The 22,370-nt window shown below is 40.8% G+C and carries 18 protein-coding genes; 11 read left to right on the forward strand and 7 right to left on the reverse strand.

Features of this window, described 5'->3' with window-relative positions; translation table 11 throughout:
* Nucleotides 1-49: 49 nt before the first annotated feature.
* Nucleotides 50-511, reverse strand: a complete 462-nt coding sequence (locus tag BM380_RS00380; protein WP_033104392.1) for an SEL1-like repeat protein — start codon at nucleotides 509-511, stop codon at nucleotides 50-52.
* 118 nt (nucleotides 512-629) lie between these two features.
* On the opposite strand from BM380_RS00380, the gene BM380_RS00385 reads away from it, so the two are divergent.
* Nucleotides 630-1,922 carry an NCS2 family permease gene (locus tag BM380_RS00385; RefSeq protein ID WP_008113045.1) on the forward strand — a complete coding sequence of 431 codons (1,293 nt, stop codon included), beginning with the start codon at nucleotides 630-632 and terminating at the stop codon, nucleotides 1,920-1,922.
* Nucleotides 1,923-2,037: 115 nt separating this feature from the next.
* Here BM380_RS00385 and BM380_RS00390 read toward each other — a convergent pair whose 3' ends face one another.
* The gene (locus tag BM380_RS00390) at nucleotides 2,038-2,793 is read right to left on the reverse strand and encodes a hypothetical protein (RefSeq protein WP_013465225.1); all 756 of its coding nucleotides are present in this window, start codon (nucleotides 2,791-2,793) and stop codon (nucleotides 2,038-2,040) included.
* A 295-nt stretch (nucleotides 2,794-3,088) separates the two neighbouring features.
* On the opposite strand from BM380_RS00390, the gene cysB reads away from it, so the two are divergent.
* On the forward strand, nucleotides 3,089-4,066 hold the full coding sequence (gene cysB / locus BM380_RS00395; RefSeq protein WP_008466190.1) for an HTH-type transcriptional regulator CysB: 978 nt from the start codon (nucleotides 3,089-3,091) through the stop codon (nucleotides 4,064-4,066).
* 265 nt (nucleotides 4,067-4,331) lie between these two features.
* On the opposite strand, the gene BM380_RS00400 is transcribed toward cysB, so the two are convergent.
* The 3 genes from BM380_RS00400 to pabB form a co-directional block, all read right to left on the reverse strand.
* Nucleotides 4,332-5,708, reverse strand: coding sequence for an L-serine ammonia-lyase (locus BM380_RS00400; protein ID WP_008112780.1), 1,377 nt, complete (start codon nucleotides 5,706-5,708; stop codon nucleotides 4,332-4,334).
* 101 nt (nucleotides 5,709-5,809) lie between these two features.
* Nucleotides 5,810-6,385: an NUDIX hydrolase gene (locus BM380_RS00405; protein WP_008112778.1), complete on the reverse strand. Its 576-nt coding sequence runs from the start codon at nucleotides 6,383-6,385 to the stop codon at nucleotides 5,810-5,812.
* Entirely contained in the window at nucleotides 6,378-7,736 is a 1,359-nt protein-coding gene (gene pabB / locus BM380_RS00410; RefSeq protein WP_090492278.1) for an aminodeoxychorismate synthase component I, read from the reverse strand. The genes BM380_RS00405 and pabB overlap by 8 nt, the downstream gene beginning before the upstream one ends.
* A 166-nt stretch (nucleotides 7,737-7,902) precedes the next feature.
* Here pabB and BM380_RS00415 point away from each other — a divergent pair, with 166 nt between their 5' ends.
* The 6 genes from BM380_RS00415 (at nucleotide 7,903) to BM380_RS00440 (ending at nucleotide 18,908) form a co-directional block, all read left to right on the forward strand.
* Nucleotides 7,903-9,429, forward strand: coding sequence for a fumarate hydratase (locus BM380_RS00415; protein ID WP_024602984.1), 1,527 nt, complete (start codon nucleotides 7,903-7,905; stop codon nucleotides 9,427-9,429).
* A 433-nt stretch (nucleotides 9,430-9,862) separates the two neighbouring features.
* Nucleotides 9,863-10,903, forward strand: coding sequence for a Leu/Phe/Val dehydrogenase (locus BM380_RS00420; protein ID WP_008466197.1), 1,041 nt, complete (start codon nucleotides 9,863-9,865; stop codon nucleotides 10,901-10,903).
* A gap of 151 nt (nucleotides 10,904-11,054) precedes the next feature.
* Complete coding sequence (locus BM380_RS00425) at nucleotides 11,055-11,717, forward strand: CatA-like O-acetyltransferase (protein ID WP_090492281.1); 663 nt, start codon at nucleotides 11,055-11,057, stop codon at nucleotides 11,715-11,717.
* A gap of 116 nt (nucleotides 11,718-11,833) precedes the next feature.
* Nucleotides 11,834-14,716 (forward strand): ligand-binding sensor domain-containing diguanylate cyclase, encoded by a 2,883-nt coding sequence (locus BM380_RS00430; RefSeq protein ID WP_090492283.1) that lies wholly within the window; start codon nucleotides 11,834-11,836, stop codon nucleotides 14,714-14,716.
* Nucleotides 14,717-14,810: 94 nt separating this feature from the next.
* Nucleotides 14,811-15,635 (forward strand): M90 family metallopeptidase, encoded by an 825-nt coding sequence (locus BM380_RS00435; RefSeq protein WP_013465218.1) that lies wholly within the window; start codon nucleotides 14,811-14,813, stop codon nucleotides 15,633-15,635.
* A gap of 99 nt (nucleotides 15,636-15,734) precedes the next feature.
* Nucleotides 15,735-18,908 (forward strand): amidohydrolase family protein, encoded by a 3,174-nt coding sequence (locus BM380_RS00440; RefSeq protein ID WP_090492285.1) that lies wholly within the window; start codon nucleotides 15,735-15,737, stop codon nucleotides 18,906-18,908.
* Nucleotides 18,909-18,971: 63 nt separating this feature from the next.
* Here the strand turns inward: BM380_RS00440 and BM380_RS00445 are convergent, their stop codons facing one another.
* Nucleotides 18,972-19,547 carry a TetR/AcrR family transcriptional regulator gene (locus tag BM380_RS00445; RefSeq protein WP_090492288.1) on the reverse strand — a complete coding sequence of 192 codons (576 nt, stop codon included), beginning with the start codon at nucleotides 19,545-19,547 and terminating at the stop codon, nucleotides 18,972-18,974.
* A gap of 101 nt (nucleotides 19,548-19,648) precedes the next feature.
* Here BM380_RS00445 and BM380_RS00450 point away from each other — a divergent pair, with 101 nt between their 5' ends.
* A complete protein-coding gene (locus BM380_RS00450; RefSeq protein ID WP_090492290.1) occupies nucleotides 19,649-20,125 on the forward strand; it encodes an HPP family protein in 477 nt (158 codons plus the stop codon).
* 32 nt (nucleotides 20,126-20,157) lie between these two features.
* Here the strand turns inward: BM380_RS00450 and BM380_RS00455 are convergent, their stop codons facing one another.
* Nucleotides 20,158-20,520 (reverse strand): hypothetical protein, encoded by a 363-nt coding sequence (locus BM380_RS00455; RefSeq protein ID WP_008114254.1) that lies wholly within the window; start codon nucleotides 20,518-20,520, stop codon nucleotides 20,158-20,160.
* Nucleotides 20,521-20,670: 150 nt separating this feature from the next.
* Between BM380_RS00455 and BM380_RS00460 the strand changes: the two genes are divergently transcribed.
* Both BM380_RS00460 and BM380_RS00465 read left to right on the forward strand, forming a co-directional pair.
* Nucleotides 20,671-21,423, forward strand: coding sequence for a Nif3-like dinuclear metal center hexameric protein (locus BM380_RS00460; protein ID WP_036954340.1), 753 nt, complete (start codon nucleotides 20,671-20,673; stop codon nucleotides 21,421-21,423).
* A 343-nt stretch (nucleotides 21,424-21,766) separates the two neighbouring features.
* Nucleotides 21,767-22,336: a DedA family protein gene (locus tag BM380_RS00465; RefSeq protein WP_013465211.1), complete on the forward strand. Its 570-nt coding sequence runs from the start codon at nucleotides 21,767-21,769 to the stop codon at nucleotides 22,334-22,336.
* The last annotated feature ends 34 nt before the right edge of the window (nucleotides 22,337-22,370 follow it).

The following is a 22,370-nucleotide window of genomic DNA, read 5'->3' on the forward strand; positions in this document are numbered from 1 at the left end:
ATAAACGCTTAATTAATTTACAGATGAAATGAGTTGCTGGGCAGTGAAATTATTTTTCGCTACTAGAGGGGATCAAATGTGAAAATTGTAACTGGTGAATTTGTTCATACAGGCTGGCTGCGTAGCATTGAGCATCTTTAAGTCGTTTGGTACTAATATGTTTTCGTATATCGCTCATTGCTTCTATGGCAGGTTCATAGCCTTGACTACCGGCTAAGCTAAGCCACGCAGCACCATGAAATACACTTTGCGGCACACCTTGTCCTTTTATAAAAAACAGCCCTAAATAAAACTGCGCGCGATAATTTCCTGCCATTGCTGCCAAACGCATCCATTTTGCGGCTAAGGCGCCTTGTTCATTTTTAAGGTAATAAAGGGCTTTATTTAATGTGTCTTGATCGGTGTTTTTAGAGCTCGCAGGGAGATTTGCATCGCTTGGTTGCGTTACAAAAGAAAGAATGTTGTCTAATTGTTGCTCTAAGTCTTGGCCACTTGGTGTCGTTTTGATCATGCTACTTCGTTTGTTATTTTAATCACTTAGCTAGTTTAGTATATAGCAAGGTAAAATGTCCTGTAAAAAGTTATTTTTATGCTAAAATCTCGCCACTTTTTACAACCACAAGTTTATTATGCTCGAAGCCTTATTCAAAATCCGTGCAAATGATTCTTCGGTTCGCCGTGAATGTATTGCCGGTATGACTACATTTATTACGATGGTTTATATCGTATTCGTTAACCCAGCTATGCTTGCTGAAGCGGGTATGGACCAAGGTGCTGCTTTTGTTGCCACCTGTATTGCTGCTGCAATAGGGTGTTTTATTATGGGTTTGTGGGCCAATTACCCACTGGCATTGGCACCGGGTATGGGATTAAATGCATTTTTTACCTATGGTGTTGTATTAGGTATGGGTTATAGCTGGCAAGCTGCGTTGGGTGCGGTATTTATGTCAGGGTGTATATTTTTAATTCTAAGCTTATTTAAGGTGCGAGAGTGGATTATTAATGCAATCCCTCTGGTGCTCAAGCAAGCAATAGCAACGGGTATTGGCGCATTTTTAGCTCTCATCGCACTTAAAAGTGCCGGTATTATTGTATCAAGTCCTGCAACACTGGTGCAGTTGGGTGATATTACCTCGCCTGGTCCTTTATTGGCTATTTTCAGCTTTTTTGTTATTGCTGCACTGCTTTATCGCGATTTTAAAAGTGGCGTACTGATTAGTATTTTACTAGTCACCGCGATTGCTGTGTCTATGGGGTTAGTGGAGTATCATGGTGTTATTGCAATGCCACCTTCTATCATGCCGACCTTTATGCAACTGGACTTTAGTGCCGCGTTTGAACTGTCGATGTTGAGTGTTATTTTTGCGTTTTTATTCGTTGATTTGTTTGATACCTCAGGCACGTTAGTTGCGGTAACTCAGAAGGCTGGTTTAGCAGATAAAAACGGTAATATGCCGCGTTTAGGTCGTGCATTAAGCGCCGACAGCACAGCAACCATTGCAGGTGCAATGCTCGGTACTTCAACAACCACGTCATACATTGAGTCTGTTGCAGGTGTATCTGTTGGTGGTCGAACTGGTTTGACCGCTGTGGTTGTGGGTTGCTGCTTTTTACTGATGATGTTTTTTGCGCCTTTAGCTCAAATGGTGCCTGCATACGCAACCGCGGGAGCTATTTTATATGTATCTGTATTGATGCTACAAAACTTAAAGTTTGTAAATTGGGACGACATGACTGATGCAATTCCGGTGAGTGTTGTATTATTAATGACACCGCTGACTTTCTCAATTGCACACGGTATTGCACTTGGTTTTATTTCTTATACGGCGGTAAAAGTGCTGTGTGGCAAAAAAGATCAGGTAAGCATTAGTGTTTGGATTTTAACTGCCTTGTTTATTGTTAAGTTCGCATTTTTATCTTAATGCAGGCAGCTTGTTAGAATATGTATATGTCCTAATATGTAAACACAAAGTGGGGCAAAATCCTATTCAAAAAAAAGCCCATGCAACTGCATGGGCTTTTTTATTTAGAAAGGAGTTACCATTTCTTTTTAGGTGCAAATAATACGTCTAAATCATCTTGCTCTTGTTCGTTCTTTTTCTTCAATGATGTAGCATTTGATGCCTTGAGTTCATTACTTATCGTTTCAAGGTAGCCTTCAACTTCAGCTCGTTTTGCCGTAATGTAATCGTCATTAAATGAAACACTGTTAAGTGTGGCAGCTGCTTTTTCAAAGTACTGCCTAGCAGAGCCTATCATTCCAGCTGTTTGCGCTGATAACCCTCGTTTTATTTGGCTTTCAATGTTGATTCTTAGTTGTAGCTTTTCAAGGCGTTTGTCTTCTGCAATAAATACCTGGCTGTCTACTTTGCCTTTATTATGCTCAGAACGAATAATAGTGCGTAACTTTTTAATGCCTTGTATCAGTGATATCAGTTGTTTGTCGTTGCCTGGTAATACAAAGCCATCTGAACCGTCTTGAATTGGGTTTTGTAGTCGCTCTTTTGCTTCTTTTAAGCGGTTTTTTAGTCCACTACCTCCGCTTGAAATAGACACCATTTGACTGAGCGCATCATGAATTCGTCGTTGTAATATTCGCTGAGTTGCCTCTGAGAGTGGAATGTTGGCGCTATTCATTAATGCTTCTTCGGTTTCTTCAATGATTGCTTTTTGTTTTGTTAACTCTTTGCGTCGTTCAGCTTCTTGTTTTTCTTTGTGTTGCTGAACAGCACTAACCCATAGTGCAATGACTATAAGTGCAACAATTAATACAATTATAATGGAAACTATCATGTTATAATTCTCAAATTCTTAACCTTATTATCTAATCTTACATTAAATATATAAAAGGTGGGAAACTTTGCTCAGATTAACTGAAAAAAGCGTCACCATAAAGCGTTTAAATCTTAATATGTTATGTTTCGATTGCTGATAATCATTGCTACCTCAAGTTTATTTATTGTGTTAACCTGAAATTTCAACAAATTAATTGTTATATTATGTAACATTAATCAGCCTTTTATATAGCTACCTATAGTTAGGGTGCGCTTTTATCTGTCAATGTGAATTATAACGAAACTACATAGCCATGAAATTACAACAACTTAGATATATCGTAGAAGTTCAAAATCATAAATTAAATGTTTCAGCTACGGCTGAGAGTTTATTTACCTCCCAGCCTGGTATTTCTAAGCAAGTACGTATGTTAGAAGATGAGCTCGGTGTACAAATTTTTGGCCGCAGTGGTAAGCATTTAACTCATGTTACAGGCGCTGGCGAGGAAATCATTAACATATCACGCGAAATACTCTCAAAAGTTGAGGGTATTAAAGCGGTTGCGAATGAACATACTTTACCGGATCAAGGCAAACTTAATATTGCTACCACGCATACACAAGCACGGTATGCGTTACCGAGTGTAATTAAAGGCTTTACTCAAAAATACCCTGCGGTATCACTGCATATGCATCAAGGTACACCACAGCAAATATCGGATGCAGCCGCTCGCGGTGATGCTGACTTTGCCATTGCCACAGAAGCGCTTCATTTATATTCAGATTTAGTAATGCTGCCTTGCTACCATTGGAATCGTAGTATTGTGGTTGCTAAAGATCATCCCCTTGCGAAAAAAGTGGACAATTTAACAGTGGCTGATATAGCCCAATACCCACTCATTACTTACGTATTTGGCTTTACAGGTCGTTCGGAGCTCGACAAAGCATTTAATGCTTACGGATTAGAGCCACATATTGTATTTACTGCCACCGATGCCGATGTCATTAAAACGTATGTGCGTTTAGGGCTAGGTGTGGGTGTGGTTGCATCTATGGCAATTGATCAGGTAAACGACAGCGACTTAGTGTGCATTGATGCTAGCCATTTATTTGAGGCGAGCACGACTAAAATTGGCTTTAGAAAGGGCAGTTTTTTACGCACCTACATGTATGACTTTATCGAACGTTTTGCACCGCATTTAACTAAAGAGCGAGTAGAGCGTGCGAGTTTACTGCGTAATCAAGAAGATGTTGATAAGTTATTTGCTGATATTGAATTGCCGGTTAAGTAACCGCCATAAACAGCAATGAAAAGCCGCTTAGTTTTGCAACTAAGCGGCTTTTTTTGTGCTATGTAATTAACCTGAACTGTGGATAATAAATCCATCTCAAGCAGCTATTTTCAGCGCTAACTGCGTTGAATTTACTTGCAATAGGCTAGCTATTGACGCGTAATTTCGCCTTGTTTTCACTAAAAATCTCTAGCTAGAGAAAATAAACATAAATATCATTTTGATCCTATATGTTAGTAAATCTCTTAACCAGAGTTCAGGTTAATTAGCACTCGATAATATTAACGGCCAGCCCACCGCGAGCGGTTTCTTTGTATTTTGTTTTCATATCGTTACCCGTATCGAGCATGGTTTTTATTACTTTATCCAGCGATACTTTTTGCTCACCACTACCGCGTATAGCAAGGCGCGACGCATTAATTGCTTTAATAGCGCCCATTGCATTACGTTCAATACAGGGGACTTGCACTAAGCCGCCAACAGGGTCACAGGTTAACCCTAAGTTATGTTCCATACCAATTTCAGCGGCATTTTCTACGTGTACAACGTTACCACCAACAATTTCAGTAAGTGCGCCTGCGGCCATTGAACAAGCAACACCGACTTCGCCTTGGCAACCCACTTCAGCACCAGAAATAGAGGCATTCTTTTTATATAAAATGCCTATTGCAGCGGCAGTTAATAAGTAGCGGGTAGCAATATCACGGTCTACTTCTTTAATAAAAGTATGATAATACATTAATACTGCAGGTAAAATTCCGGCTGCGCCATTTGTGGGGGCAGTTACTACACGTCCTCCGGCTGCATTTTCTTCGTTTACAGCTAATGCGAATAAATCAACCCAATCCATGGCGCGCAGCGGATCGTTACTGACTTCTACATTTAGCTTTAAATATAAGCTCGGCGCACGGCGTTTTACTTTTAATCCGCCAGGTAAAATACCTTCGGTGCGCATACCTCGCTCAATACAGGCTTTCATTACTTGCCAAATATTAAATAGCTCATCTTTAATGGCTTCTTCACTGCGTAACGTTTTTTCGTTTTTCATCATTAACGTTGATACGCTGTAACCCGACTCTTTACACATTTCGAGTAATTCTTTAGCCGAGCCAAACGGGAACGGGGCTGGGTTTTCTTCACGGATATCTAAAGCGGCTTGTTTTTCTTTTTCAAACTCTTCATCCGTAACAATAAATCCGCCACCAATAGAGTAGTAAACTTTGCTATATACTTTTTCGCCGTTGTTATAGGCAATAATTTCCATTGCGTTGGAATGTTTAGGGAGTGTCTTTCTGCGATGAAAAACAATCGCGCCCTGCTTAGGGAATTTAGCTTTGTGAGTTTGGTTTAGGTAAATAACCTGTTCTTTTTCAATTTTAGCGAGTATGTCATCCACTAAATCGGCATCAATGGTTTCAGGATCATACCCTGCTAAGCCAAGTATCACTGCTTTACCAGAGCCGTGGCCAACACCTGTTTGGCCAAGCGAGCCGTAAAGCTCTACTTTTACATCGGTCACATTTGCTAATAGTTGTTGTTCGTTTAGGTCATTAACAAATAAGCGTGATGCACGCATTGGGCCAACGGTATGTGACGATGAAGGGCCAATACCAATGCTAAACATATCAAATGCACTGATCATAATGTGTGTCTCTACTTAGTTTTCTCAGCATTAAGCTGTTCTTTGAACGGTCGACTATAATAACGTGGAAACGCAGGTGTGTAACCCTTATTAGTAAAGATTTAAACTGGTATGGCGAGTTGTTTTGTAAAGTTTTTAATAATGCTGGCTGTGGCTCCCCACAAAAGCCCATGTGGGGTGATAAAGCCATTTAAGGTAATGATTTTTCCACCTCGTTCAAATGGCAAAGGTTGCCAGTTAGCCGCGTTATTCAGCGCTTTTATAGAGAGTAAAAAGCTAGCTTGCACTTCGTTGTGGTCGTTTTCCCACACTGTTTCTTTTTTAATTAAGCCTACAAAGGGGCGTATAGTAAATCCGGTCAGGGTTGAATATTCAGGTAACTGACCTAACACATGGACATTTTGCGGGGCAATATTAAGCTCTTCATGTAATTCACGCAGTGCGGTGGTGCGTAGGTTAACATCATCAATTTCAAACTTGCCGCCCGGTAAACAAATCTCCCCAGGGTGGTGATGAAGGTAGGTTGGTCGCTTACACAATAAAATATGTGCTTCGTTATCTATATCAATCAATGGCAGCATTACTGCGCTTGCGCGCTTTTTTTTATTATCTTTGAGCTGATCCACGGCTAAACTGCGGTTTAATTGAAAACGAGCCGAAATGGTTTCACTATTCAAAGCGACCTTCATTTAATATAGGAAGTATTTTATTTACTTTATCGTAAGTTTCTTGATATTCCAATTCGACTTTTGAATCAGCAACAATACCACCCCCAGCCCAACAATATATTTGTTGTTGATGTGTGACTAAAGTTCGAATAGTAATACTGGTATCCATATTGCCGCAGCCACTAATGTAACCAATAGAGCCACAATAAATGCTACGTCTATGTGGTTCTAGTTCTTCTATTATTTCCATGGCACGGACTTTTGGTGCGCCTGTAATTGAACCACCGGGAAACGCAGCTTCCAGTTGATCAACCGCTGTTTTACCCTCATCAAGGGTTGAGGTGACCGTACTCACTAAATGGTGTACCGCCGGAAAACTTTCAATAGCAAATAATGAGGGCACAATAACCGAGCCCGGTTTAGCGACTTTTCCTAAATCATTTCGCAGCAGGTCCACTATCATGACATTTTCGGCGCGGTCTTTACTCGAATTTGCCAGCAAGGTCGCTTGTTTTGCATCCTCAAGGGCATCTGCTTTGCGAGGTAAAGTCCCTTTAATGGGTTTTGTTTCTACTTTATTGTCGTGTACTGCAATAAAACGCTCGGGTGAGATTGACAAAATAGCGCCCTGAGGATGATTAATAAAACTAGAAAAAGGCGCTTTATTAGCCTGAGTTAATTTAACATAGGCGCTCCAAGGCGAGCCTTGGTAATGTGCGCTAAAACGCTGCGCTAAGTTAATTTGATAGCAATCACCACTTTTTAGGTATTCTTCAATCGCGGCAAACTTTTCGCTATAGCTAGTCTGACTCATATTTGACTGCCACGGTGATGTAAGCGAAAAGCTTTCATGTTTAGGTGGTTGCGCTAAATATTGCTGATATAGCCAAAGGCGGTCTACATTGGGCTGCGAAACATAAAACCACGTGCGCAGTTGTTTATCGTAAATCAGTGCATCGAGGTAAAGTCCAACCGCCATTTGCGGTAAATTTATGTCGTGTAAAGCGCTGCTTGGTAGTTGCTCTATAGTACGGCCTAAGTCATAGCTAAAATAACCCAGCCAGCCACCATTAAAAGGTAAGTTGTTGGCAGCTTTAGTGCTGTCTAACTTTGCCAGTTCATTATTCATTATTTCAAAGCAGCTTTTTATGTTTGGCTGGTTATTAAAAACGCTTTGATTATTTTCGACTTCAAGGGTGCTCTGGGGGTCAATCGCAATAATGTCAAAACGACTGTTTATGTGATCACTATCACCCGAATCTAATAAAATGGCGTAAGGCAAATGAGCAAAATGCGAAAATACCTCAATACAATTTTGTGATATGGCTAATTCAACACAATTTTTTTTATTGTTTAGCATTTACTACCCCTATAAGAACTGGCTCCAAACGGGCTGGGAGGGTATCATAAGTCAAATTTATTTGGCAGCGTTTAGTGAGCGCTGTAGTTGAAAACAGTTCGAACCACCGTCACGGGTTTGATATCGCTTACGTGCTGCGTGAGTAACAACAACTTAAGGAACCACTATGAGTACAATTCGTCAGCAAGACTTTATTGATAGCATTGAAGATGCCTTGCAATACATCTCGTTTTACCATCCTCTTGATTTTGTTCAAGCACTAGAGAAAGCGTATAACAAAGAACAAAGTAAAGCCGCTAAAGATGCGATTGCGCAAATTTTAATTAACTCGCGTATGTCGGCAGAAGGTAAGCGCCCACTGTGTCAAGATACCGGGATCATCACTTGTTTCGTAAAAGTAGGGATGGATGTTAATTGGGATAAAACCGACTTAACAGTACAACAAATGGTTGATGAGGGAACGCGTCGTGCGTACTTAAATCCAGATAACCCTTTACGTGCATCGATTGTTGCAGATCCTGCGGGAACACGTAAAAACACTAAAGATAATACGCCATCAGTGGTTCACATTGACTTAGTTGCAGGCGATAAAGTCGAAGTGATGGTCGCTGCTAAGGGCGGCGGCTCAGAAAACAAAAGTAAAATGGTGATGTTAAACCCATCTGACGATGTGGCTGAGTGGGTAGAAAAAACGCTACCAACAATGGGGGCGGGTTGGTGCCCACCAGGCATGCTAGGCATAGGTATTGGTGGCACGGCAGAAAAAGCAGCGGTAATGGCCAAAGAGTCATTAATGGATCCGGTTGATATTCATGAACTAATTGAGCGCGGCGCAGAAACAACAGAAGAAAAGCTGCGTTTAGAAATCTTTGAACGTGCGAATAAATTAGGTATTGGTGCGCAAGGCCTTGGCGGTTTAACCACGGTTGTTGATATTAAAATTAAAACGGCGCCAACTCACGCGGCTTCAAAGCCAGTGGTTATGATCCCAAATTGTGCTGCTACGCGCCACGTTCACTTTACCCTTGATGGTTCAGGCCCTGCGGATTTAAAAGCACCTAAATTAGAAGATTGGCCAGAAGTGACTTTCGAAGTGGGTGAGGGCACACGCCGTGTTAATTTAGATACTCTTACTAAAGAAGACACTAAAGAATGGAAAATGGGTGAAACCGTTTTACTCTCAGGTACTATTTTAACGGGTCGAGATGCTGCTCATAAGCGTCTGCAAGATATGATCAACTCAGGGGAAGGTTTACCTGAAGGTGTTGATTTTGATAACAAGTTTATTTACTACGTTGGCCCTGTGGATGCAGTAGGCGATGAAGCAGTAGGCCCTGCGGGTCCTACAACGGCAACACGTATGGATAAATTTACCGATATGATGTTAGAAAAAACCGGCATCGTGGGTATGATTGGTAAAGCTGAACGAGGCCCTGCAACGGTTGAGTCTATTAAAAAGCACCAGTCAGTGTATTTGATGGCGGTAGGCGGTGCGGCTTACTTAGTATCTAAAGCTATTAAAAAAGCACGTGTTGTTGCCTTTGAAGATTTAGGTATGGAAGCTATCTACGAATTTGAAGTAGAAGATATGCCAGTAACAGTTGCCGTAGACAGTGAAGGAGCAAATGCTCACACCCAAGGCCCTGCTATTTGGAAAGCAAAAATTGAAGAGCTAGACAGCAAAATGAAGTAAATTTTTACTTAAAAAGCAATCATATAAGCGAGCACTGTGTGCTCGCTTTTTTATTTACTTTTACATTTGCAAAGACTTATACACCTCAGACCAGTTTATGCTGCGTAGGCAATTAGTGTATAAGCCACTGTATTTTAAGCTGTAGTATACTTTTTTAGAGTGTATGGTTAAGTTTACAAATAACTGTAAGGTGACGTTCACGTAAGCGTAAGCTTTAATTGCGATGGTGTTTTTAGCTTTTATACTTAATCAAATGGTTATTTTTGGAATTTTTATGCTTACTTTTAACGATAAGTCATTTTATTTTTCACTTTGACGCGCTTTATTTGGTTTATCTACTCATAGTGTGGCGAACCATTAACTGAAGTGATAAAGTCTCGACAATTTGTAGCGTGCTTGCCCAAAAGGGCCCATTATTTTCGGAGTATTTAAAGTGGTTGTATTTAATCAAGTTGAATTTGATAACCATGAACAAGTGGTTTTTTGTTCAGACAAAGCGTCTGGTTTGAAGGCCATTATTGCGGTACATAACACAAACTTAGGCCCTGCGGTAGGCGGTTGTAGAATGTGGGATTATGCTAACGATGAAGACGCAGTATATGATGTGCTGCGTTTATCAAAAGGGATGACCTATAAAAATGCCGTAGCACGCTTGCCATTTGGTGGTGGTAAATCGGTTATTATTGGTAATGCCAAAGAAATCAAATCAGAGCAGTTATTTCGCGCATTTGGTCGCCAGTTAGAGCGACTAAATGGTAGCTACTACTCAGCAGAAGATGTAAACATTACCTGTGATGATGTGGCGTTAATGAACAAAGAAACAAATTACGTGCTAGGCCTTGAAGGAAAAAGTGGTAACCCTTCGCCGTTTACAGCCTATGGTACGTTTTTAGGTATGAAAGCAGCGCTTAACCATCAACGCGGTATTCAAGACTTTTCTGGTATTAAAGTTGCGGTGCAAGGTTTAGGTGCAGTAGCTTATGGATTATGTAAACATTTGTCTGAAGCTGGTGCTGAGTTATTTGTTACCGATATTAATCAAGCTGCAGTAGATCGTGTAGCAAATGATTTTGGCGCAACCGCAGTTGGTATTGATGAAATATACGACCTAGATGTGGATGTTTATGCACCCTGTGCATTAGGTGCCACTATTAATGACACAACAATCCCACGCTTAAAAGCAACGATAGTAGCAGGCTGTGCAAACAATCAACTTGCTGAATCACGCCATGGTGAAATTTTACGTGAAAAAGGTATTTTATATGCGCCTGATTATGTAATAAATGCAGGTGGTATTATTAACGTTTATTACGAAACTGCACCAGAGGGTTACAGTAAAGAGGCTTCTAATAAACACGTAGAAAGAATTTACGATACACTTAGTGAAATTTTTACCCGTAGTGAAAAAGAGCAAAAATCAACGCATTTAATTGCCGATGAACTGGCACAAGAAATTATTGAAAACGGACTTTAAGTTTCCACTCGGTTTAAAATAGGAGCGAAATACGCTCCTTTTTTATACCTTATGTAAGACTTTGGTATAACTACACCCAAAGCGTCATTTTAGTTAATGCGAATATAGATAAAGCACGGTAAAATTTAGTTTTACACTTTATCTATATTTTATGTCCTCTACTGATTTTTCTATTACTCCTCTTGATTTTGAGCAATGGCCTCGAAAGCAACACTTTGAGTTATTTCAGCAGTTCACTCAGCCTTATTTTAATGTGTGCGTACAACTGAATGCGAAAAAGTTATATACCGCCTGTAAACAAGCTAATATTGCTTTTTTTCATGGTTATATTTATTGCTTATTAAAAGTCTGTCATCAGTATGAGCCGATGATGCTGCGCATTATTAACCAAAAACCTTGTTACTTAAGTGCTACGCGGGCAAGTGTAGTCGAGCTTGCCGATGATGAGTCGTTTCGCTTTAGTTATTTTAAATTACACGGGTCGTTAAATGAATTTGCCAGTGAGGCGAAAGCTATTAGCAATACCACAAAATTAAACCCACTGTTTTCTGATGCGTTTGCAGCAACTGAAGGGCAAGCAGATTTAATTCATGTTTCTGTATTACCTTGGTTAAACTTTAGCAGCTTTTCGCATGCATTTACCCACGGTCAAAGTAATGGTATTCCTAAATTTGTGTTTGGCCAATACAACACTGAGACAGGTAAAATGCCGCTTGCTATTGATGTTCATCATGCGTTGTTGGATGGGCTTCATGTCGCTAAATTTATAAAGCAATTGCAGTATACATTTGATAATTTATGTAATAATAATTAATGAAAAAGTTGTAAATTTTATGTTATTATTTGCCAGCAGTGCTTTTAACTTAAATTGTCACTCTAAACTTACCCAAATATAAAAATTAATAATTATAATTATAAAGGCAATATCTGATGAATCGCTTAGTGATTTTATGTATTTTGTTGGTGATTTTTTCTGTTGACGCACAACAGCAGACTCGTTTGCCATTACGTGATTATTTTTTTGAAACTTGGAATACACGTACGGGTCTTCCTCACAATAGCATTAATAGCCTTGCACAAACACAAGATGGGTATCTATGGGTGGGTACTTGGGAAGGACTTGCCCGCTTCAATGGCCAAGAGTTTAAGTTATTTACTCGCTCCGAAATTACTGACTTGCCTGACTCAGGCGTACGTGCGCTAACCCCTACATCTGATGGCGGTTTACTTATTGCAGGGGCGCGCGGCGGTATTAGCTTATATCAACATCGCCAATGGGACACGCAACCACCTGCCCAAGCTATGGTTAATCATATATTTAAAAGTAAAAATGATAACTTGTGGCTAGCGCTTGAGAATGATGGTGTGTTTTATCGTTCAGCTAGTAGCACTCAAGACATCCCAATAATACAAAATGTCAGTGCGTATCGAATCATTGAAGACCCCAAGGGGGTTATATGGGCAGCAACCAGTGATGGCCTGTATAAAATAGTCAACTACAAACCCACTTTGATGACGCCACAACAAGGGTTACCAGATGCTCCCGTATATACCTTATTAATCACCCGTGAAGGTCGACTCATTATAGGAAGTGAAAGAGGGGCACGAATCCTTAATGGCGAGCTATTTGAATCGCCTCACCCACAACTCGACGCGGAATCTATTTCCAGTTTGTTAGAAGATGATCATGGGGATCTGTGGTTTGGCACCATTAATAAAGGTGTTTTTAGGCTTAGCGTCGATGGTTTAGAGCAATTAGATGCTAAAAATGGTTTACCCGCCAACCGTATTCTTTCTTTGTTACAAGACAGAGAAAATAGTATTTGGGTAGGCACCAATGCTGGTGTATTTAGGTTAAGAGAAGCGCCGTTTTCATCGTGGGGCAAAAAGCGAGGCTTATCTAGCGATTATGTGCGTACGGTATTGTCACATTCTGATGGCAGTTTATGGATAGGCGGAAGCACAGGCTTAGATCGGCTGCAAAACAATCAGATCAGCCATATTAAAGGCACTAAACAAGGCTCGCCATATTCAGTATTAAGCTTACTAGAGCAAAACCAAGGTGATGTCTGGGTAGGCACATACACCTCGGGTGTTTTAAAAGTGGTTAATAACGAACTCATACCTTATTTAAACCGTGATAATGGCTTAGGTAGTAATGAAGTAAGATCTTTACTTTTTGATTCAAAAAATCGCTTATGGATAGGCTCGGCCATGGGGCTGACACGCGTTAATACCGACGATAGCTTAAACCAATTTACTAATGAAAAAGAGCTGCCGAGTGGGTTTATTTTAGCCTTGAGTGAAGATAACTCAGCTAATATTTGGGTAGGAACCGGTAATGGGGTCGTGGTTTATGACACTCAAACTGACGTGTTTAATCCTGTTGAGTTTCCTGTTGAATTTGCCGCCCAATATGCGTTTGGCTTTTACATTGACGATAAATATACGTGGATGGCTACCGATCGCGGCTTAGTTCGTTATCAGCATTCAAACGCAAAGATGACTATTTTAGGGCGTGAATTAGGTTTACCCGTGGATAAGCTTTTTCAAATTGTGCCGTTTAAAGACTCACTCTGGCTATCAAGTAACCGTGGCATTATTGAAGTCAATTATAAGCAGGTAAATGAGCTGCTTGATTCAAAATCTAACAATAGAGGTACGCTCGCCTTTCAATTATACGATGAGGGTGATGGCATGCTCAGTGCACAAGCAAATGGCGGTTCAACCCCCTCTGCAACCGCTCATTCAGATGGCACAATTTGGTTTGCTACCGCAAAAGGGGTGAGTACAGTAAAACCGGAACGCTTAAAAGAAGTCACTAAAATAGCGTTACCAACGATTGTTGAAAGCTTTTCTGTTGATGGTAAACCAACGTCGTTACCTATAGACGGTGAAACTATTATTTTACCACCAGGGGTGACGCGCTTGTCATTTCAATACGCGGGACTGAGCTTTATTATGCCGCAGCGATTAAACTTTCAAACAAAATTGGAAGGCTTTAATAACGAATGGATCAACCGTCAACACATAGCGACTGCTGAATACACTAACTTACCTGCGGGCAAGTATTCTTTTGCTGTACGTGCAGCCTATCCAAATACTGATTGGCAACAAAATCACAAAGTCGTTAACTTTGAAATTCAATCGCACTTTTGGCAAAAAACAAGCTTTAAGTTGTTTATGTTTTTTCTTTTTGTGGTGGTGATATATAGCGCTTATCGCTACCGCTTATATCGTTATAAACAAGTTGAAAAGGAATTAACGAGTCGAGTGGTGAAGCAAACGCAAGCACTGCAAGAGCAAGCCAGTGCCTTTGCGTATCAAGCCACACACGATCAGCTTACCGATTTACCGAATCGCCGCGCATTTGATGGCTGGCTGGCGGATAACTTTTCAGACTTTAAAGCATGTAATAAATCACTTGCTATCGCTATTATGGATATTGATCACTTTAAACGGATTAACGATGGTTGGTCACACCTCATAGGTGATCAGGTTATATGTGAAGTAGCTAACATTCTTAAAGCGCACTGCGAAGGTGAGCAAGAGGTAGCTCGCTGGGGCGGCGAAGAGTTTACTTTTGTGTTTCCTGATACGAGTGCAGTGCAGGCACAAGAAATGTGCGAGAAGTTACGCAAATGTATTGAAAATAAAAACTTTTCAAATATCGCAGAAGGCCTCAGCGTAACCGTGAGTTTTGGTGTTTCTGACTCTGGTGATGTTGATGATTATGACCGATTATTATCACGGGCTGACCAAGCTTTGTATAAGGCAAAAAACAATGGCCGAAATCGAACTGAAGTGATGTGATTGAAAAACAGCCTCACTGCACCCATTACTATTTTAATAATACGGGCGCAGTATTTTGGCGTTAAAGCTAAATGGTTTGATTTAGGACGACCCAATGATAAATGGGCTATTAATTTTTGTTTTAATTGTATTTATTATAATGTTTTGGCGCTGGCCTGATATTCAAAATGCCGTGTGGCACCGTAAATACAGTGATTTATTGTTAAGTGAGCAACAACACACGTTGTTACTGCGTGCTATGCCCATATACAACAAAATGACCGATGCAGAGCGAGCCAAGTTAGCATCCCATATTGTGTGGTTTTTAAATGAAAAGCGTTTTGTTGGCTGCGATGGGTTGCAACTAACGGAGGCAATGAAACTCATTATTGCCGCCGATGCCTGCTTGCTGGTGCTTAACAAGCCTTGGCCTTTGTATAAAAACGTAAAAGAAATTTTACTCTACCCCAGCGCGTATTACGCGCCCCAATCAAGCCGCGATAACGCAGGCCTTGTCAGTTTTCATAATACAGTAAGGCAAGGTGAATCGTGGCCGGGGGGAACATTGGTGCTTAGCTGGCATGATGTGCTTGAGGGCAACCGCTTACCCAGTGATGGGCATAACTTAGTGTTTCATGAATTTGCACATCAACTTGATCAAGAAACCGGTAAAACCACCGGCACGCCACTACTTGCATCACAGGCAAAATACCAACAATGGGGCAGAGTGTTTAGCCGAGCGTTTTCGCAGTTAAAAACCCATGTTGCTTATAGTATGCCGCATGTAATACATAGCTATGGAGCCACCAATGAGGCTGAGTTTTTTGCGGTGATCACCGAAACATTCTTAGAGAAACCCGCCGATTTACGCCGTGAAGACCCTGAAATTTACCATTTGCTAGTGGATTTTTATCAATTTGATCCTATTGTTTGGCACTAATTTTATGCACTTCATCCTATTACGCTGGTAACTTGCTGGCGTTTTTGTTGCAATCATGTAATAGATCAACACACAGCAACAATAATAAGTGAGATAAGCATGAAAAAAATGCTGCAAACAGCACTCGCGTTATCGGTTTCATTGACATTAGGCCACGCACACGCAGAGCAAACAGATGAAAAAAAATGGCAAGTTGATTCACCTAAAGGGCAATTTGTTGATGCATCTATTAGTGTAGAGCAAGGCACATGGATGAATGTCGATATAAGTCCTGACGGAGAAACCTTAGTATTTGATTTACTGGGCGATATTTACACCATGCCAATGAGTGGTGGTAAAGCGACTAAAATAACCTCAGACATTGCATGGCAAATGCAGCCGCGCTTTAGCCCAGATGGCAAGCACATTGCTTTTACATCAGATCAAGGCGGTGGTGACAATATTTGGATAATGGATGTTAACGGCGAAAACCAAACCGCCGTCACTGACGAAACATTTAGATTACTCAATAGCCCTGCGTGGAGCCCTGATGGCGATTATTTAGTTGCACGTAAGCATTTTACCGCCAGTCGCTCGCTAGGTGCGGGTGAAGTTTGGCTTTATCACAAAGCCGGCGGTAAAGGGGTGCAACTGACTAAACGTGAAAACGATCAAAAAGATTTAGGTGAACCCATGTTTTCACCGGATGGTCGGTATGTTTACTTTTCGCATGATGCAACCCCGGGTAAAACTTTTCATTATTCAAAAGACTCTGTTGCCGGTATTTATAAAATTAAGCGTTATGACCGTGAAACAGGCGACATAGAAACCATTATAAGTGGCATGGGCGGGGCAATAAGACCGACGCCGTCGCCAGATGGTAAAAAACTAGCGTACATAAAGCGTGATGACTTTCAAACCAGCCTGTACTTATATGATTTAACCAGTGGTGAGCATACTAAGCTATACGACAAGCTAGAGCGCGATATGCAAGAAACGTGGGCGATTCATGGCGTATATCCGACTATTGCGTGGACCCCAGATAACGAAGAGCTGGTATTTTGGGCTGGTGGCACCCTTCATAAACTCAATGTCGATGATAAATCAGTTAGCGATATTGCATTTAAAGTAGACACCACGAAAAAAATTCAAAAAGCAGTGCGTTTTACTCAAAATATCGACACTGATGAGTTTGATGTAAAAATGCTGCGTAATGTGCAAATTAGCCCTGACGGTGAAACCGCACTTTTTGAAGCATTGGGCTATATTTACAAGCGCGACTTAGAATCAGGAAAAATAAAGCGCTTAACTAAGCAAACCGAACATTATGAGTTATTCCCGCAGTATTCTCGTGATGGCAAAAAAATTGTCTACACCACGTGGGATGATAACGAACAAGGCACCGTGCGTGTCGTCTCTGCACGCAGTGGTCGTGGCGACACTATTACACAAGAGCCGGGAAAATACGTAGAGCCAACATTTAGTCCAGATGGCAAAACCGTGGTGTATCGTAAAGCCAGCGGCGGCAGCATTTTAAACCCTAAGTGGTCACTGCATCCTGGGGTATACAGTGTTAGTGCTAAAGGCGGAAAAAGTGAGCTCATTTCTAAAAGTGGCTATCAACCTCAGTTTGGCAGTGCCAACGATCGTGTTTATATTATGAGCCCATGGCCTAAGCCGACATTAAGTGTGGTAGAGCTTGAAAGTAAAAAAGTACGTAAACTGTATGAGTCAGAGCACGCCACTGAATTTAGAGTCTCTCCTGATGGTGAGTATTTAGCTTTTGCTGAGCGCTTTAAAGTATTTGTTACTCCATTTGTAGAGCGCGGCAAAACGATAAATATTGGGCCCAAAGACAGTCAATTTCCAATTGAGCAACTATCTGTACGCGCCGGTGAAAACATTAGCTGGAGTGCCAACAGCAATAAACTGTATTGGACACTGGGGCCTGAGCTTTACCATGCCAGTTTAGAGGGTATGTTTGCGATTAATAAAGCGGATGATAAAGACGTTAAAGTAAAAAGCGGTACTAACATCGGCTTTAGTAAAAAAATGGCTGAACCGCAGGGCATGATTGCATTAACTGGCGCTAAAATTATTACCATGGAGGGTGAAAAGGTCATTGAAAATGGCGTTATTGTTATCGATGGCAAACATATCAAAGCCATTGGCACTGCTGCTGATGTGAGTATTCCTAAGGGGGCAAAGGTCATTGATGTAACAGGTAAAACAATTATGCCTGGCATTGTAGATGCCCATGCTCATGGCTCACAAGCCAGTGATGAAATTATCCCGCAGCAAAATTGGAAAAACTTAGCAGGTCTTGCGCTGGGAGTTACTACTATTCACGACCCATCAAACGATACCACTGAAATATTTACCGCGAGTGAAATGCAAAAAGCGGGGATGATCGTTGGTCCGCGTATTTTCTCTACCGGTACTATTTTATACGGCGCGAATATGCCTGGGTATACCTCGCATATTGACTCATTAGATGATGCTAAATTTCATTTAGAGCGTCTTAAAAAAGTGGGTGCGTTTAGTGTTAAATCGTATAACCAACCGCGCAGAGAGCAGCGTCAGCAAGTTATAGAAGCAGGACGAATGCTTGAAATGATGGTAGTACCAGAAGGGGGGTCATTATTACAACATAACTTGAGTATGTTAGTCGATGGCCATACCGGCATTGAGCATTCAATTCCTGTTGAACATATTTATGACGATATTAAGCAGCTATGGTCACAAAGTGATGTAGGTTACACACCTACATTGGTAGTTGCCTATGGCGGTATTTGGGGTGAAAACTACTGGTATGATAAAACGGACGTATGGAATCATCCACGTTTAAGTAAATTTGTGCCTAAAAACCAATTATTACCGCGCTCAATGCGCCGAGTTAAAGCACCCGATCATCACTATAATCACTTTAACAATGCTCGCGTAGCAGCTGAGTTACAAGATTTAGGTGTACTTGTTAATTTGGGTGCGCATGGCCAACGTGAGGGGTTAGGTGCGCATTGGGAAATGTGGATGTTTGCCCAAGGCGGTATGACGCCACTGGAAGCAATTAGAGCATCGACACTCGATCCGGCAAAATATTTAGGCCTAGATAAAAATGTGGGTTCATTAGAGGTCGGTAAACTGGCAGATTTAATGGTTATTGATGGCGACCCACTGAAAAACATTCGTGATTCAGACAAAATTGATTACACCATGATCAACGGCCGTTTGTTCGACGCAGCTACCATGAACGAAGTAGGCAAAAAACAGCGTGAACCATTATTTTTTGAATAATGCCGCCATTTTTTAGTTAATAAGCGGCTATTTAGCCGCTTTTTTTATACTGTATTTACCTATTTAACTAACCGCTACTATCGCTTTTAAAATATTATCACTAGGTGGAGTCACTGTTACATCATGCATTACCCTCGCTCTACATATATAACCTTCCTTTAAAATAAGTAAGTGTTGCGTGGCTTCAATTGCTTTTTCTCTATTGTGAGCAAATTCAGGTGTTTCTAAAAGAGCTGATAGTATGATCTCAAAGTTCGCTTGCTTGTGCTGTTTGCAAAGTTTGGCAATAGGGTCGTTCTCTACAGGGTACTCAGCTGCAGTATTAATAAAAAAACAGCCATTAAAACACCCTAACTCTGAAACCTCATTATTAATCCACTTTTTCAGTCCGGCAAAAATTGCCTGTGCGACTAACATAGCACTTGGTTGTATACATATTTTTTTAAGCCAAGCGTTAAAGCAGATGTCACGTGCGACTAAACAAGCACAAATAAGCGCGTCTTTGCTTTCAAAGTGCTTATATAAGGTTTTTTTTGCAATGCCCGATACAGCTAAAATTTCATTAATACCAACAGCGTGTATACCCTTTTTATAAAAAAGACTCAGTCCCGTACTGATTATTTGTTGTTGTTTATCCATGATATTCCAAATTTGAGCAGTAAAAACACAGCTTGACATAGGTAGACCGACTTGTCTATATTGCAGGTGTAGACAAGTCGGTCTACTTTTGAGGAGGTAATATGCATAGTGAGCAAATAAAGTCGGCATTAATCGCAGGTGTTTTTTCTACTTTTGTTTTGGGGTTTTTGGCGTGGCTAAATTATTTGGGTGATTACGGTATTTGGTTAATAGCGCCATTCGGCGCAACAGCTGTACTTGTTTTTGGCGTACCGCAGAGCCCGTTAGCTATGCCAAAAAACGTAATAGGGGGGCATATGCTGACCGCAATGATTGGGGTTGTTTTTAGCTACTATAGTGCTGATAGTGCGATTATGATTGGGCTGGCTGTGGGTATTGCTATAACATTAATGATAATCACAAAAACTATTCACCCTGCTGCCGGCGCAAACCCTATCTTAATTATTGAGTCTGGCCAAAGTTGGGATTTTTTAATAATGCCAGTACTGGCAGGAACTGTATTTATAGTTTTGTCTGGCTTTGTTGCGAGGTGGTTTATTCAATACTTGATGGATAATAAATATAAAAAAACCGCTTAACGCGGTTTCTTTTATACAAAGCACTCAGCTGATCAAACAACACCGCGAGGTAGGCGGCAATCATGATCTTTGCGAGCAAGCTCAACTATCCAAAGCTCTTCTGCTGTGTAGCCTTCTTCGTTTTGTGTGATCACGGTGAAAGGCGCTTTTTTCTGTGCTTTTACAGGAGCAGCTTTTTTAGTTTTTTTAGCAGGTGCTTTTACTGCAGCTTTTTTTGTAGACTTACCAGAGCTTAATTCTTTAGTCAGCTCTGCTACATCAGCTAGGCGCATGTTCTTGCCGCCATCAATGCTATACCAGCCAGGTTTAGTTGTTATTTCAGGTTTTTTACCGTTGGCAGCTTCATATGCAGCTTCAAAGGCAGATAACACTTCTGTTTTGTCTAGTTTGCTCATCAGAGACCCTATACGTTGTTTACACAGATAAAGAAGAGGTATTTATACCTATTTTAGAACTGTTTTTCAATTTTTTGCGATTTTCCTTTCATTTTTAGCGCATAACCGCCAAAATTTGTACAAAATTCAGTGCAAAGTAAGGTAAGTAGTATGCAACGTAGAGAATTTAATCAATTATTAAACACCCTGTTAAAGCCAGAAACCATTAACGATTTTTGTCCAAACGGGCTTCAGGTAGAAGGTAAAGATGAGATACGCACCATAGTAACGGGTGTAACGGCAAGCCAAGCACTTATTGATGCCGCGATTGAAAATAATGCCGATGCCATTTTGGTACACCATGGCTATTTTTGGAAAGGCGAGTCACAACCTATCACTGGCATGAAAAAACGTCGTGTGGCTGCGCTTTTAGCTAAAGACATCAATTTATTTGCCTATCATTTGCCATTAGATATTCACCCTGAAATGGGTAATAACGCACAGCTGGCGCAATTGCTCGATATTGAAATTGAAGCAGGCCTTGAGCCAACTAACAACAGTGTAGCGATGAAAGGACGTTTAAAAACACCGTTAACGGGCAGTGAATTTGCTAAAAAAATAAGCCAAGTGCTTAAGCGCGAGCCACTAACGAGTTTAGTACGTACTGATAAAATTGAAACCATCGCTTTGTGTACAGGTGGCGGGCAAGGGTATATCGACTTAGCAGCCGAGCAAGGTATTGATGCTTACTTAACTGGTGAGGCATCAGAGCAAACCATTCACAGCTCACGCGAGCAAAATATCGACTTTTTTGCCGCAGGCCATCACGCCACCGAGCGCTACGGTATAAAAGCATTAGGCGAATATCTTGCTAAGCAACATGGCTTTGACGTGACATTTATTGACATAGACAATCCTGTGTAAACACCTAGCTTAAAAGTAATTTTATAAATAACCTACTTGTAACGTATTTCGGGTAGGTTATTTAAAATATAGCGTTCTGAATAGCTAATTTAGCAAACTATGGTAAGTCAGTATGTTGATTTTTTATATACCCGCATACCCTTTTATCTTTTTGTGAGTTAATTATTTTTGGTTTTATGCATCCCAAAAATTGAATAAACGTAATAGATATAAACCTACGCTTAAAATCATAATTACATCCATTCTTATATTGCAAAAAACATAGATCTTTCGCTGTACTTACCTCGTTTAAATTACAATGTTACTTTGCTTGTTACTAAGGTAGTTACTTTAAAGGAATGAAATGGAAGGGGTATTAGCTTTAATTGAGCAGTACGGGTTGTTGGTTTATCTGTTACTTTTTGGTTATTGTGCGTTAAAAAGTGGATGGCTACCTTTGTTCGCAGGCTATGCTGCACATACTGGCGCACTAGATGTTGGTTTTGTTGCTTTGGCTACTTTTATGGGGGGATACTTGGGCGATGAATTACGTTTTGCTATAGCAAGAGCGTATGGTGCGGCATGGCTTGAAAAACCAGGCCGCCTTGGTCGATTATTTAAAACAGCCAGTGAGCTTGCTGAACGCCATGGCACAGCCTACATTTTTTTATATCGTTATCCTAAAGGATTACGCACGATTGGTGCCATTCCCGTAGGGCTTACAGCAATTAGTTGGCGCCGCTTTAGTGTGTTAAATGGATGCTCTGCACTGCTATGGGTTATTGTTTTAGTCGGTGGAGGCTACATTTTCGGTGCTACTTTTGATGCTTTAGGTGTTGAGAATTTAACAGCACTAAGTCTGCTATTTCTTTGCGTATTTTTAGTGACACTGTACCGGCTTTGGAATAAAACAGCTGAGGTTAAAACCCTCTAAGAATAACAAAACACCCAACGCTACTATCAAACGA

This window comes from Pseudoalteromonas sp. DSM 26666 (assembly GCF_900116475.1).
Lineage (GTDB): Bacteria > Pseudomonadota > Gammaproteobacteria > Enterobacterales > Alteromonadaceae > Pseudoalteromonas > Pseudoalteromonas tetraodonis.

Bases quoted from the DNA above. Each gene is read 5' to 3' on its own strand.
- BM380_RS00380 (WP_033104392.1), bottom strand. From the start codon at position 511: ATGATCAAAACGACACCAAGTGGCCAAGACTTAGAGCAACAATTAGAC.
- BM380_RS00385 (WP_008113045.1), top strand. From the start codon at position 630: ATGCTCGAAGCCTTATTCAAAATCCGTGCAAATGATTCTTCGGTTCGC.
- BM380_RS00390 (WP_013465225.1), bottom strand. From the start codon at position 2,793: ATGATAGTTTCCATTATAATTGTATTAATTGTTGCACTTATAGTCATT.
- cysB (WP_008466190.1), top strand. From the start codon at position 3,089: ATGAAATTACAACAACTTAGATATATCGTAGAAGTTCAAAATCATAAA.
- BM380_RS00400 (WP_008112780.1), bottom strand. From the start codon at position 5,708: ATGATCAGTGCATTTGATATGTTTAGCATTGGTATTGGCCCTTCATCG.
- pabB (WP_090492278.1), bottom strand. From the start codon at position 7,736: ATGCTAAACAATAAAAAAAATTGTGTTGAATTAGCCATATCACAAAAT.
- BM380_RS00415 (WP_024602984.1), top strand. From the start codon at position 7,903: ATGAGTACAATTCGTCAGCAAGACTTTATTGATAGCATTGAAGATGCC.
- BM380_RS00425 (WP_090492281.1), top strand. From the start codon at position 11,055: ATGTCCTCTACTGATTTTTCTATTACTCCTCTTGATTTTGAGCAATGG.
- BM380_RS00430 (WP_090492283.1), top strand. From the start codon at position 11,834: ATGAATCGCTTAGTGATTTTATGTATTTTGTTGGTGATTTTTTCTGTT.
- BM380_RS00435 (WP_013465218.1), top strand. From the start codon at position 14,811: ATGATAAATGGGCTATTAATTTTTGTTTTAATTGTATTTATTATAATG.
- BM380_RS00440 (WP_090492285.1), top strand. From the start codon at position 15,735: ATGAAAAAAATGCTGCAAACAGCACTCGCGTTATCGGTTTCATTGACA.
- BM380_RS00445 (WP_090492288.1), bottom strand. From the start codon at position 19,547: ATGGATAAACAACAACAAATAATCAGTACGGGACTGAGTCTTTTTTAT.
- BM380_RS00450 (WP_090492290.1), top strand. From the start codon at position 19,649: ATGCATAGTGAGCAAATAAAGTCGGCATTAATCGCAGGTGTTTTTTCT.
- BM380_RS00455 (WP_008114254.1), bottom strand. From the start codon at position 20,520: ATGAGCAAACTAGACAAAACAGAAGTGTTATCTGCCTTTGAAGCTGCA.
- BM380_RS00460 (WP_036954340.1), top strand. From the start codon at position 20,671: ATGCAACGTAGAGAATTTAATCAATTATTAAACACCCTGTTAAAGCCA.
- BM380_RS00465 (WP_013465211.1), top strand. From the start codon at position 21,767: ATGGAAGGGGTATTAGCTTTAATTGAGCAGTACGGGTTGTTGGTTTAT.